The organism is Streptomyces sp. NPDC006551 (genome assembly GCF_040611675.1).
In the GTDB taxonomy this organism is placed as follows: domain Bacteria; phylum Actinomycetota; class Actinomycetes; order Streptomycetales; family Streptomycetaceae; genus Streptomyces.
Window position 1 is genome coordinate 70,043 of the sequence record NZ_JBEXOT010000019.1, and the last position, 12,452, is coordinate 82,494.

Sequence of the window (12,452 nt, forward strand, 5' to 3'; positions counted from 1 at the left end):
GGATGAGACGACGAGTGAGACATCCTGGCCTGGTGGGAAAAGACGAGGGAGTGGACGAGGGACTGGAGGCGGCGCTGCGCGCGGCGGGATTGGGGGACGTCGACTTCGGCGCCACGGCACGCGCCCTGATGACGATGGACGCGTCCAACTACCGGCGCGTGCCGCTCGGCGTGGTCGCCCCGCGCGACGCGGCGGAGGTGGCCGCCGCGCTGGCCGTCTGCCGGGACTTCGAGGTGCCGGTCGTCGCGCGCGGCGGCGGCACGTCGATCGCCGGGCAGGCGACCGGCACGGGCGTCGTGCTCGACTTCACCCGTCACATGCGCGCGATCGTCTCCGTCGACCCCGAGGCGCGGACGGCCGTCGTCCAGCCGGGGGTGGTCCTGGACCGGCTGCGCGAGGCGGCGCGCCCGCACGGACTCACCTTCGGGCCCGATCCGTCCACCCACAGCCGCTGCACCCTCGGCGGCATGATCGGCAACAACGCGTGCGGAGCCCACTCGGTGGCGTGGGGGACGACCGCCGACAACGTGCTGGGCCTCGACGTCCTCACGTACGGCGGCGAGACGCTGCGCCTCGGCCGGGACTGGGCGGGGGCGCCGGACGGGCTGCGCGAGCTGGTCGGAGCGAACCTCGCGGCGCTGCGGACCGGCTACCCGGCGGGCCTGCCGCGCCGCATCTCCGGCTACGCCCTCGACGCGCTGCTGCCGGAGCGGGGCGCGGACGTGGCCCGGTCGTTCTGCGGGAGCGAGGGCACGCTGGGGATCCTGACCGAGGCGACCGTACGCCTCGTGGCGGCGCCGTCCTCGCCCGTCCTGGCCGTGCTCGGGTACGCGGACGAGAGCGCGGCGGCCGACGCGGCGGCGGGGCTGCTGGCGCACGGGCCGCTGACGGTGGAGGGCATGGCGGCCGACCTGGTGCGGGACGCGGTGGGGCTGCCACGGGGCGGGGCGTGGCTCTTCGTCGAGACGGACGGGGAGGCGGCGGCGCGGGCCCTGGTCCGGGCGGCGGACGCGCTGGACGCGGCGGTGGTGACCGACCCGGCCGGGCAGCGGATGCTGTGGCGGATCCGTGAGGACGCCGCCGGGACGGCGACCAGGATGCCGGACGGGAGCGCGGCCTGGCCCGGGTGGGAGGACTGCGCGGTGCCGCCCGCCCGCCTCGGGGCGTACCTGCGGGATTTCCGGGCGCTGCTCGCCGAGCACGGGCTGCGCGGGACGCCGTACGGGCACTTCGGCGACGGCTGCATCCATGTCCGTATCGACTTCGACCTGTGGACGGGCGCCGGGGTCGGGCGCTTCCGGGCGTTCTCGGAGGCGGTCGCGGATCTGGTCGTCGCGCACGGCGGCTCGCTGTCGGGGGAGCACGGGGACGGGCAGGCGCGCGCCGAGCTGCTGCCGAGGATGTACGGCCCCGAGCTGGTCGGTCTCTTCGGGGAGGTCAAGGACCTGTGGGACCCGGACGGCGGCCTGAACCCGGGGACGCTGGTGCGGCCGGCCCGGCTGGACGAGAACCTGAGGTTCACCGGCCTTCCCATGGTGCCGGCGGTGGCGCGGTGCGTGGGGGTCGCCAAGTGCCGGGTGGACGGGCCGAGTTCGGGACCGGGCGTGATGTGCCCGTCGTACCGCGCGACGGGCGAGGAGCGGCACTCGACGCGGGGCCGGGCGCGGCTGCTGCACGAGATGGCGCTCGGCGAGGTCATCACCGACGGCTGGGGGTCGGAGGAGGTCAAGGAGGCGCTGGACCTGTGCCTGTCGTGCAAGGGGTGCCGGAGCGACTGCCCGGTGGGCGTCGACATGGCCGCGTACAAGGCGGAGTTCCTGGACCGCTACTACGGGGGCGGCGGCGCGGACGGGGAGGGAGGCACGGGCAAGGGCGGGGGCAGGGGTGGAGGCAGGCGGAGGCCGTGGGCACATGTGTCGATGGGCAGGCTGCCGCAGTGGCTGCGGTGGTTCGGGCCGGCGCTGAACATCGGCCGGGCGCTGCCCTTCGCCGCCCGCCTGGCGGGGGTGACTCCCGAGCGGGAGCTGCCGCGCGTGGCGGCCCGCACGTTCGTCTCGTGGTTCGGGGCGAGGCTCGGGGCGGCGTCGGACGTGGTGCTGTGGCCGGACACGTTCACCAACCACCTGGCGCCGGAGGTGGGCAAGGCGGCCGTCCGGGTCCTGGGCGCGGTGGGGGTGAGCCTGAGCCTGCCGCCGGGGCGGGTGTGCTGCGGCCTGACGTACGTCTCGACGGGCCAGCTCGACCGCGCCCGGAAGGCGATGCGCCGGACCCTGGACGTGATGGAGCCGGTGCTGGGGCGGCCGCTGGTCGTCCTGGAGCCGTCCTGCGCGGCGGCGCTGCGGACCGATCTGCCGGAGCTGCTCGCCGACGACCCGCGCGCGGCCCGGCTGGCCTCTTCCGTACGCACCTTCGCCCAGGCAGTGGAGGAGTTCGCGCCGGAGTGGGCCCCGCCGCGCCTGGACCGAGAGGTGGTCGGCCAGACCCACTGCCACCAGCACGCGGTCCTGGGCGACGCGGCCGAGCGGCGCCTGCGGGGACGGGCGGGGTTGACGGGGGAGCTGAGCGGCGGCTGCTGCGGCCTCGCGGGCAACTTCGGCTTCGAGCCGGGTCACTACGAGGTGTCGGTGGCCTGCGCCGAGGACCAGCTCCTCCCGGCGCTCCGGGGGTCGGGCGAGGAAGCCGTCGTGCTCGCCGACGGCTTCTCCTGCCGTACGCAGATCGGCCACCTGACGAACCGGCGGGGGCGGCACCTGGCGGAGGTCCTCGCGGAAGGGCTGGGGGGTGGGCCGTCTCGTGGTGGGGGTGGCCGTTCGTGACGCGGGGTGTGCCGGGGTGAGCGTTGCCGGTGAGTTTCGGGCGCGTGGCCGCCCTCTCTCCGAGTGTGGCGCCCTGCGCCGTCCCCTCAAGGGCGCTCCTCGTTCCTCGACGCGTCGCTGCGCGATGGCCTTCGGCCACCCATGGGCGCCAGGGCAGGCCGCAGGTACGTACGCCGCACCTGACGGGGCCCCCGCGGGCTCCCTTCACATACCGGACGTACCGGAAAGCCCCGCCCCCCGCGTGACCTCGTGCGCCAGGGCCGCCAGTGCCCCGATCGCCGGGTGCGGGGCCGCGTCGCGCCAGGCCAGGACGACGTGGACGGGCGGCGCGTCCGTCAGGGGGCGGTAGGTCACCCCCGGGTGCGGGTGCATGTCCGCCGTGGACGCGGCCGAGACGCCGACGCCCCGGCCCGCGGCGATCGCGGTGAGCCAGTCGTCGGTGTTGCCGACGGTCAGCGTGCCGGCCGGCCGGTGCGCGGGTGGCCAGAGGTCGAGGGTCGTCGTGCCGGAGACGGTGTTGAGGACGACCGTCTCGCCGGCGAGGTCGGCGAGGAGCACGGCCGGACGCCCGGCCAGCGGGCTGTCCGCCGGGACGGCGGCGACCCGGGTCTCCGTGGTCAACTCCTCCGTCGCCAGCCCCGGCGCGTCCACCGGCCCGCGCAGCAGCGCCGCGTCCACCTCGCCCCGTACGAGCCCGGCCGTGCGGTCGTCGACGCGAAGGAGTTCGAGCGGGGTGTCGGGGTGTTCGCGCTGCCAGCGCCGGAGCAGCGGAGTGGTGTACGGGCCGAACGCGGACCAGGCGTGGCCGAGCCGCAGGGGCCGGTGGCGCAGCAGTGCGGGGTCCAGTGCCGCGTCGAAGGCGGCGACGGCGGCGGCCGCCCGGTCGTGGAAGGCGCGGCCCTCGGCGGTGAGGGCGAGCTGGTGGGTGGAGCGGTCGACGAGCCGGACGCCGAGGTGCTTCTCCAGGGCGGCGAGCGTACGGGAGACGGCGGGCTGGGTGAGGTGGAGCCGGGCGGCGGCCCTGGTCACGTTGCCCTCCTCGGCGATGGCGAGGAAGGCGCGGAGGTGGCGTAGCTCGATGCCCATGCGTTCGGAGCATAACCGCAGCCCAATCGGCATTTCCGGAGCCGCGCACGGGCTCGTAGCGTTAAATCCGAGCCTCCGCGACGAGAGTGCACTATGCTGGACTGACAGTCCAGTGTGTTGAACCATGCAAGGCAGGAGTGAGCCGGTGGACAGCCCGGTCAAGGACATCGCCGCCGTCTCGGTACCCGAAGCCGTCGCGGCCCCCGAAGCGGTCTCCGTACCCGAAGCCGCAGGCGCCCCCGGTGGCCCGGCGCGTGCCCACCGTCTCGGACCCGTCGCGCTCGTCGTCGCCGGTGGCCTGTCCGTCCAGTTCGGGTCGGCCCTCGCCGTCCTGCTGATGCCACGGGCGGGCGCCCTCGGTGTCGTGACCCTGCGGCTGGTACTCGCCGCCGCCGTCCTGCTGATCGTCTGCCGCCCCAAGGTCCGCGGCTACGGCCGCGCCGACTGGGGCACCGTCGTCGCCTTCGGTACCGCGATGGCGGGCATGAACATCCTCTTCTACCAGGCGGCCGACCGGATCCCGCTCGGCGCCGCCGTGACCCTGGAGGTCCTCGGCCCCCTGGCCCTCTCCGTGGTCGCCTCCCGCCGCCTGGTCAATCTCCTGTGGGCCGGACTCGCCCTCGGTGGTGTCGTCCTGCTCAGCGGCGGCGGCTTCGACCGGCTCGACCCGGTGGGCGCCGCGTTCGCGCTCGCCGCGGGCGCGATGTGGGCGACGTACATCGTCTTCAGCGCCCGTACCGGCCGACGCTTCCCCCAGGCGGACGGCCTGGCGCTCGCGATGGCCTTCGGCGCCGTCCTCAGTCTGCCGCTCGGTCTGGCGGAGGCCGGCGACAAGCTCTTCGTACCGTCGACGATCGGCCTGGGCCTCGCCGTCGCGCTGATGTCCTCCGTGCTGCCCTACACCCTGGAACTCCTCGCCCTGCGCCGTCTGCCCGCCCCGACCTTCGCGATCCTCATGAGCCTGGAGCCGGCGATCGCCGCGACGGCCGGCTTCCTGCTGCTGAGCCAGGCCCTCGCCGTGACGGACGCACTGGCCATCGCGCTCGTCATCGCGGCCAGCATGGGCGCGGTCCGCACCCAGATGAAGCGCGCCGAAGCCCCGGCCCAGGTCTAGGGGGCAGCCCCGTCCCGGCCGGGACGGGGAAGAGGTGCCCGGGGGCGGCGACGAAAGCCCTCCGATGCCCTCCGCCCCCAAATTTCAAGCAAGCATGCTTGATTGTTTTGGCGAGCACTGCCATGCTCCTCGGCACACGCCCGTGGCCCGCCCGTCCCCCGAGGGGAGCGCACCGTGTCCGACCCCGTCGTCGTCCTCGACGATCTGCGCAGCGAGAGCGAAGAAGTCGACCGGCTCGTCAGGGAGTTGAGTGACGAGCGGTGGGCCGCTCCCACCCCCGCCGAGGGCTGGACCGTCGCCCACCAGATCGCCCACCTCGCCTGGACCGACCGGGCCGCGCTGCTTGCCGTCACCGACCCGGGCGCCTTCGCCGCCGAGGCCGAGAAGGCCCTCGCCGCTCCCGACCGCTTCGTCGACGAAGGCGCGGCGGAGGGCGCCGCGCTCGCGCCCGCGGTGCTCCTCGACCGCTGGCGTGACGGGCGCGAGCGGCTCGAGCGGGCCCTGCGCGAGGCCCCGCCCGGCTCCCGCTTCCCCTGGTACGGGCCGCCCATGAGCGCGGCCTCCATGGGGACCGCCCGGCTCATGGAGACCTGGGCGCACGGGCAGGACATCGCCGACACCCTCGGCGTCGTGCGCGAGCCGACCGCCCGGCTGCGGCACGTGGCCTGGATCGGCGTCCGGGCCCGCGACTACGCCTATCTCGTACGGGGCATCGAGGCGCCGCCCGAGCCGTTCCGGGTCGAACTGACCGCCCCCGACGGCGAGGAGTGGGTCTACGGTCCGCCGGACGCCGCGCAGAAGATCACCGGGCCCGCGCTCGACTTCTGTCTCCTCGTCACCCAGCGCGTCCACCGCGACGACACCGCGCTCACCGCCGTGGGCGAGGACGCCGAGCGGTGGCTCGGCATCGCCCAGGCCTTCGCCGGGCCGGCGGGAACCGGCCGCGCACGCGCGGAGACCGGCCGCGAATCCGGCCAGACCGGCCGCGCACGCGCGGAGACCGACCGCGAATCCGCCGGAACCGGCCGCCCGCCCCGGGGCGCCTGATGGAGGTCCTCCGTATCGGCAACGCCTCCGGCTTCTACGGCGACCGCTTCGACGCCGTCCGCGAGATGCTCACCGGCGGCGAACTCGACGTCCTCACCGGCGACTACCTCGCCGAACTGACCATGCTCATCCTCGGCCGCGACCGCCTCAAGGACCCGGCCGCCGGATACGCCAAGACCTTCCTGCGCCAGATGGAAGAGGGTCTCGGCCTCGCCCACGAGCGCGGGGTCCGCGTCGTGACCAACGCGGGCGGCCTCAACCCCGCGGGGCTCGCCGACGCCCTGCGCGCCCTCGCCGAACGGCTCGGCATCCCCGCCCGGATCGCCCATGTCGAAGGGGACCGACTCCCCGCCCCCGAGGGGGTCCTCACCGCGAACGCCTACCTCGGCGGCGCGGGGATCGCCGCCTGCCTGGACGCTGGAGCCGACGTCGTCGTCACCGGCCGCGTCACCGACGCCGCCCTCGTCACCGGTCCCGCGCAGTGGCGGTTCGGCTGGGGACCGGAGCAGTACGACGAGCTGGCGGGGGCGGTCGTCGCCGGACACGTTCTGGAGTGCGGCACCCAGGCCACCGGCGGCAACTACGCCTTCTTCACCGGCCACGACGTACGCCGCCCCGGCTTCCCGCTCGCCGAGATCCACCCCGACGGCACCTGCGTCATCACCAAACACTCCGGCACCGGCGGCGTCGTCGACGTCGGCACCGTCACCTCCCAGCTCCTCTACGAGACGGCCGGCGCCCGCTACGCCGGGCCCGACGTGACCGCCCGGCTCGACACCGTACGGCTCACCCCGCAGGGCCCGGACCGGGTCAGGATCGACGGCGTACGCGGCGAGGCCCCGCCGCCCACCCTCAAGGCCGGGCTCACCAGACTCGGCGGCTTCCGCAACGAGGTCGTCTTCGTCCTCACCGGCCTCGACATCGACGCCAAGGCCCAGCTCGTACGGGACCAGATCGAGGACGCCCTCGACCGCGCGAAGTCGCGGCCCGCCGAACTCCGTTGGGAGTCGGCACGCACCGACCGCGCCGACGCCGACACCGAGGAGACCGCGAGCGCGCTGCTCCGGCTCGTCGTACGCGACCCCGCCCCGGAGCCGGTCGGCCGCGCCCTCACCGGCGCCGCCATCGAACTGGCCCTCGCCAGTTATCCCGGCTTCCACGTCACCGCGCCACCGGGCAAGGGCGCGCCCTACGGCGTCTTCGAGGCCGCGTACGTCCCGGCCACCGAAGTCCCGCACACGGCCGTGCTGCCCGACGGGACCCGGCTCCCCGTCCCCGTACCCGCGCAGACCCGGGAGCCGGAGCCGGTTCCGCAGCCGCCGCTGCCCGAGCCACTGCCGCACGGAGCTGTCAGGAAAGCCCCGCTCGGGCTCGTCGCCGGGGCCCGCAGCGGCGACAAGGGCGGCGACGCGAACGTCGGCCTGTGGGTCCGTACCGACGCGGCCTGGCGCTGGCTCGCCCACACCCTCACGGAGGAGCGGTTCCGGCAGCTCCTGCCGGAGACCGCCGGCCTGCCCGTCGTACGGCATGACCTGCCCGGACTGCGGGCGGTGAACTTCGTCGTCACCGGACTCCTCGGCGAGGGCGTCGCCTCCCAGGCCCGCTTCGACCCCCAGGCCAAAGCCCTCGGCGAATGGCTCCGCTCCCGGCACCTGGACATCCCGGAGGAACTGCTGTGACCGTCCTCGCCTCCGCCCTCGACACGGGCGGCCCGGACTACGCCGCCCACCGCGCCGCCATGCTCGACAAGCTGGCCGCCCTCGACGCCGAGCACGCCAAGGCGCTCGCGGGCGGCGGGGAGAAGTACGTCGCACGGCACCGCCGGCGCGGCAAGATGCTCGCCCGCGAGCGGATCGAGCTGCTGGTCGACCCCGACACCCCCTTCCTCGAACTGTCGCCGCTCGCCGCCTGGGGCAGCGACTACCCGGTGGGCGCGTCGATCGTCACCGGCATCGGCGTGGTCGAGGGCGTCGAGTGCCTGATCACCGCCAACGACCCGACCGTGCGCGGCGGGGCCTCCAATCCGTGGACGCTGAAGAAGGCCCTGCGCGCCAACGAGATCGCGTACGCCAACCGGTTGCCGTGCATCGCGCTCGTCGAGTCCGGCGGCGCCGACCTGCCCTCCCAGAAGGAGATCTTCATCCCGGGCGGGGCGCTGTTCCGCGACATCACGCGGCTGTCCGCCGCCGGGATCCCCACGATCGCGGTCGTCTTCGGCAACTCGACGGCCGGCGGCGCGTACGTCCCCGGCATGTCCGACCACACCGTGATGATCAAGGAGCGGTCGAAGGTCTTCCTCGGCGGTCCGCCGCTGGTGAAGATGGCGACGGGGGAGGAGAGCGACGACGAGTCGCTCGGCGGCGCCGAGATGCACGCCCGTACCTCCGGGCTCGCCGACCACTACGCCGTCGACGAGGCGGACGCGCTGCGCCAGGCGCGGCGGATCGTGGCCCGGCTCAACCACCGCAAGGCGCACCCGGATCCGGTCGGTCTCGCGGAACCGCCGAAGTACGACGAGGACGAGCTGCTCGGGATCGTGCCGGGCGACCTGAAGACGCCGTTCGACCCGCGCGAGGTGATCGCCCGGGTCGTGGACGGCTCGGACTTCGACGAGTTCAAGCCGCTGTACGGGCCGAGTCTGGTGACCGGCTGGGCCGCGCTGCACGGCTATCCGGTGGGCATCCTCGCCAACGCGCAAGGGGTGCTGTTCTCCGCCGAGTCGCAGAAGGCGGCGCAGTTCATCCAGCTCGCCAACCAGCGGGACATCCCGCTGATCTTCTTGCACAACACCACCGGTTACATGGTGGGCAAGGAGTACGAGCAGGGCGGCATCATCAAGCACGGCGCCATGATGATCAACGCGGTGTCGAACTCGCGGGTGCCGCATCTGAGCGTGCTGATGGGCGCCTCGTACGGCGCCGGGCACTACGGCATGTGCGGTCGGGCCTACGACCCGCGCTTCCTCTTCGCCTGGCCGAGCGCCAAGTCGGCCGTCATGGGCCCGCAGCAGTTGGCGGGCGTCCTGTCGATCGTGGCGCGCGCCTCGGCCACCGCGAAGGGGCAGCCGTACGACGACGAGGCGGACGCCGGGCTGCGCGCGATGGTCGAGGCGCAGATCGAGTCGGAATCGCTGCCGATGTTCCTGTCGGGGCGGCTGTACGACGACGGCGTCATCGACCCCCGCGACACCCGCACGGTCCTCGGGCTGTGTCTGTCCGCCATCCACACGGCACCGGTCGAGGGCGCGCGCGGCGGCTTCGGCGTCTTCCGAATGTGAGGCCACTTCGATGATTTCGACTGTGCTGGTCGCGAACCGGGGCGAGATCGCCTGCCGGGTGTTCCGAACGTGCCGGGAGCTCGGCATCGGGACGGTCGCGGTGTACTCGGACGCGGACGCCGACGCGCTGCACGTACGGGAGGCCGACGCGGCGGTACGGCTGCCGGGCGCCGCGCCCGCCGAGACGTATCTGCGCGGTGACCTGGTGGTGAAGGCCGCGCTGGCGGCCGGGGCGGACGCGGTCCACCCCGGGTACGGCTTCCTCTCGGAGAACGCGGAGTTCGCGCGGGCCGTGCTCGACGCGGGCCTGGTGTGGATCGGGCCGCCTCCGGCCGCGATCGAGGCGATGGCGTCGAAGACGCGGGCGAAGGAGCTGATGGGGGTCGCCCCGCTGGGGGAGGTCACGGAGGCGGACCTGCCGGTCCTGGTGAAGGCGGCGGCGGGTGGTGGCGGCCGCGGCATGCGGATCGTCCGCGACCTGGCCGCGCTCCCCGCGGAGCTGGCGGCGGCCTCGGCGGAGGCGGCGAGCGCGTTCGGCGACGGTGAGGTGTTCGTCGAGCCGTACGTCGAGAACGGCCGCCACGTCGAGGTCCAGATCCTGGCCGACGCGCACGGGACGGTGTGGGCGCTGGGGACGCGCGACTGCTCGCTCCAGCGCCGCCACCAGAAGGTGATCGAGGAGGCCCCGGCACCGGACCTGCCGTCCGGCCTCGTCGACTCCCTGTACGAGCGGTCCGTGGCGGCGGCGAGGGCCGTCGGCTATGCGGGGGCGGGCACGGTCGAGTTCCTGGTCGCGGACGGCCGGGCGCACTTCCTGGAGATGAACACCCGCCTCCAGGTCGAGCACCCGGTGACCGAGGCGGTCTTCGGCGTCGACCTGGTCGCCCTCCAGCTGGCGGTGGCGGAAGGCACGCCGTTGCCCGCCGAGCCCCCCGCCGCCCACGGCCACGCGATCGAGGCCCGCCTCTACGCGGAGGACCCGTCCCGGGGATGGACCCCTCAGACGGGCCGCCTGCACGTGCTGGAGTTCCCGGACGGCGGGCCGCACCTCCGCGTCGACACCGGGTACGTCTCCGGTGACACCGTCGGCGTCCACTACGACCCGATGATCGCCAAGGTCGTCGTCCACGCGCCCACCCGCGCCGAGGCCGTGCGCAGGCTCGCGCACACCCTCGCCCGGGCCCGGGTCCACGGGCCCGTCACCAACCGGGACCTGCTCGTCGCCTCGCTGCGGCACCCGGAGTTCCGGGACGAGACCCGGCTCGACACCGGCTTCTACGAGCGGAACCTGGCCGATCTGGCCCTCCCCGCGCCCGGGGAGGCGTACGCCGCCGTCGCCGCCGCGCTCGCCGAGGCGGCCGCGCGGACGAGCCGCTTCGGCGGCGGGTGGCGCAATGTGCGCTCGCAGGACCAGTTCCGGGCCTACGGCGAGCACGAGGTGCGCTACCGGCCCACCCGGGACGGCGACTACACCGTCACGGCTCCCGAAGGCGTCCGTGCCGTCGGCGCCACCCCGCACCGTGTACGGCTCGAAGTCGAGGGGGTCGTACGGGACTTCGACGTCGCCAGGTACGGCGACACCGTCCACGTCGGCGCACACCGGCTCACCGCGCGCCCCCGCTTCCCCGACCCCCGCGACCAGGCCGCCCCCGGCTCGCTGCTCGCGCCGATGCCCGGCACCGTCGTCCGGGTCGCGGACGGCCTGGCGGTCGGCGACCCCGTCACCGCCGGGCAGCCGCTCCTCTGGCTGGAGGCCATGAAGATGGAGCACCGCGTCACCGCTCCCGCCTCCGGCAGGCTCACCGCGCTCCACGCCGCCCCCGGCCGCCAGGTCGAGGTCGGCGCCCTGCTCGCCGTCGTACAGACCGACACACCGGCTGACACAGCGGCCGACGCACCCACCGACACACCGGCCGACGCACGCACCGACGCACAGAGCGCCGTACCCACCGACGCACAGGAGGAACAGTCCGTATGAGCACCCTCATCGAGTCTCCGGAACACACCGCCCTGCGTGCCGCCGTCTCCGCCCTCGGCCACCGCCACGGCCGTGGCTTCGACCGGGCCGCCCTCTGGGCCGAAGCCGGGAAGCTCGGCTACCTCGGGGTGAACCTGCCCGAGGAGTACGGCGGCGGGGGCGGCGGCATCGCCGAACTCTCCATCGTCCTGGAGGAGGCGGGCGCGGCCGGCGCGCCCCTGCTGATGATGATCGTCTCGCCGGCGATCTGCGGCACCGTCATCGCCCGGTTCGGCACCGAGGAGCAGAAGCGGGAGTGGCTGCCCGGCCTCGCCGACGGCACCCGCACCATGGCCTTCGGCATCACCGAGCCCGACGCGGGGTCCAACTCCCACCGCATCACCACCACCGCCACGAAGACCGGGGACGGCTGGGTCCTCAACGGCCGCAAGGTCTTCGTCTCCGGCGTCGACATCGCCGACGCCACCCTCATCGTCGGCCGCACCTCGGATGCCCGCACCGGAAACCTCAAGCCGTGCCTCTTCATCGTCCCGCGCGACGCCCCCGGCTTCGGACGCCGGGCCATCGACATGGAACTCGCCGCTCAGGAGAAGCAGTTCGAGCTGACCCTCGACGAGGTCCGCCTCCCGGGGGACGCCCTGGTCGGCGACGAGGACGCCGGGCTCCTCCAGCTCTTCGCCGGTCTCAACCCCGAGCGGATCATGACGGCCGCGTTCGCGATCGGCATGGGCCGCTACGCCCTCGCCCAGGCGGTGGCCTATGCCAAGGAGCGCCAGGTCTGGAAGAGCCCGATCGGCGCCCACCAGGCCATAGCCCACCCCCTCGCGCAGGCCCACATCGAGCTCGAACTGGCGAAGCTGATGATGCTGAAGGCCGCCCACCTCTACGACGCCGGCGACGACATCGGCGCCGGCGAGGCGGCCAACATGGCCAAGTACGCGGCCGGCGAGGCCTGTGTGAAGGCAGTCGACCAGTCCGTCCACACCCTCGGCGGCAACGGCCTCACCCGCGAGTTCGGCCTCGCCCGGCTCATCACGGCCTCCCGCGTCGCCCGGATCGCGCCCGTCAGCCGGGAAATGATCCTGAACTACGTGTCCCACCAGTCCCTGGGTCTCCCCAAGTCGTACTGACCCG

At 74.2% G+C, this 12,452-nt stretch carries 8 protein-coding genes; 7 read left to right on the forward strand and 1 reads right to left on the reverse strand.

From position 1 onward, the window contains the following. Positions 1-2: 2 nt before the first annotated feature. The gene (locus ABZY12_RS18855; protein ID WP_356891624.1) at positions 3-2,816 is read left to right on the forward strand and encodes an FAD-binding and (Fe-S)-binding domain-containing protein; all 2,814 of its coding nucleotides are present in this window, start codon (positions 3-5) and stop codon (positions 2,814-2,816) included. A 204-nt stretch (positions 2,817-3,020) separates the two neighbouring features. Here ABZY12_RS18855 and ABZY12_RS18860 read toward each other — a convergent pair whose 3' ends face one another. Beyond that, on the reverse strand, positions 3,021-3,902 hold the full coding sequence (locus ABZY12_RS18860; protein WP_356891626.1) for a LysR family transcriptional regulator: 882 nt from the start codon (positions 3,900-3,902) through the stop codon (positions 3,021-3,023). Between the two features lie 166 nt (positions 3,903-4,068). Here ABZY12_RS18860 and ABZY12_RS18865 point away from each other — a divergent pair, with 166 nt between their 5' ends. The 6 genes from ABZY12_RS18865 to ABZY12_RS18890 all read left to right on the forward strand — a co-directional run bounded on the left by ABZY12_RS18865 (position 4,069) and on the right by ABZY12_RS18890 (position 12,448). Continuing rightward, complete coding sequence (locus ABZY12_RS18865) at positions 4,069-5,016, forward strand: EamA family transporter (protein ID WP_356891715.1); 948 nt, start codon at positions 4,069-4,071, stop codon at positions 5,014-5,016. Positions 5,017-5,190: 174 nt separating this feature from the next. Then, positions 5,191-6,063, forward strand: a complete 873-nt coding sequence (locus ABZY12_RS18870; protein ID WP_356891628.1) for a TIGR03084 family metal-binding protein — start codon at positions 5,191-5,193, stop codon at positions 6,061-6,063. Continuing rightward, positions 6,063-7,742 carry an acyclic terpene utilization AtuA family protein gene (locus ABZY12_RS18875; RefSeq protein ID WP_356891630.1) on the forward strand — a complete coding sequence of 560 codons (1,680 nt, stop codon included), beginning with the start codon at positions 6,063-6,065 and terminating at the stop codon, positions 7,740-7,742. Before ABZY12_RS18870 ends, ABZY12_RS18875 begins: the two co-directional genes overlap by 1 nt. Then, positions 7,739-9,340, forward strand: a complete 1,602-nt coding sequence (locus ABZY12_RS18880) for a carboxyl transferase domain-containing protein (protein WP_356891632.1) — start codon at positions 7,739-7,741, stop codon at positions 9,338-9,340. Before ABZY12_RS18875 ends, ABZY12_RS18880 begins: the two co-directional genes overlap by 4 nt. A gap of 10 nt (positions 9,341-9,350) precedes the next feature. Further along, positions 9,351-11,318 carry a biotin carboxylase N-terminal domain-containing protein gene (locus ABZY12_RS18885; RefSeq protein WP_356891634.1) on the forward strand — a complete coding sequence of 656 codons (1,968 nt, stop codon included), beginning with the start codon at positions 9,351-9,353 and terminating at the stop codon, positions 11,316-11,318. Then, the gene (locus ABZY12_RS18890) at positions 11,315-12,448 is read left to right on the forward strand and encodes an acyl-CoA dehydrogenase (protein ID WP_356891636.1); all 1,134 of its coding nucleotides are present in this window, start codon (positions 11,315-11,317) and stop codon (positions 12,446-12,448) included. The genes ABZY12_RS18885 and ABZY12_RS18890 overlap by 4 nt, the downstream gene beginning before the upstream one ends. Positions 12,449-12,452 lie beyond the last annotated feature (4 nt).

Excerpts from the sequence above, each read along its gene's own strand:
- ABZY12_RS18855 (WP_356891624.1), top strand. The coding sequence starts at position 3 with ATGAGACGACGAGTGAGACATCCTGGCCTGGTGGGAAAAGACGAGGGA.
- ABZY12_RS18890 (WP_356891636.1), top strand. The coding sequence starts at position 11,315 with ATGAGCACCCTCATCGAGTCTCCGGAACACACCGCCCTGCGTGCCGCC.
- ABZY12_RS18875 (WP_356891630.1), top strand. The coding sequence starts at position 6,063 with ATGGAGGTCCTCCGTATCGGCAACGCCTCCGGCTTCTACGGCGACCGC.
- ABZY12_RS18885 (WP_356891634.1), top strand. The coding sequence starts at position 9,351 with ATGATTTCGACTGTGCTGGTCGCGAACCGGGGCGAGATCGCCTGCCGG.
- ABZY12_RS18860 (WP_356891626.1), bottom strand. The coding sequence starts at position 3,902 with ATGGGCATCGAGCTACGCCACCTCCGCGCCTTCCTCGCCATCGCCGAG.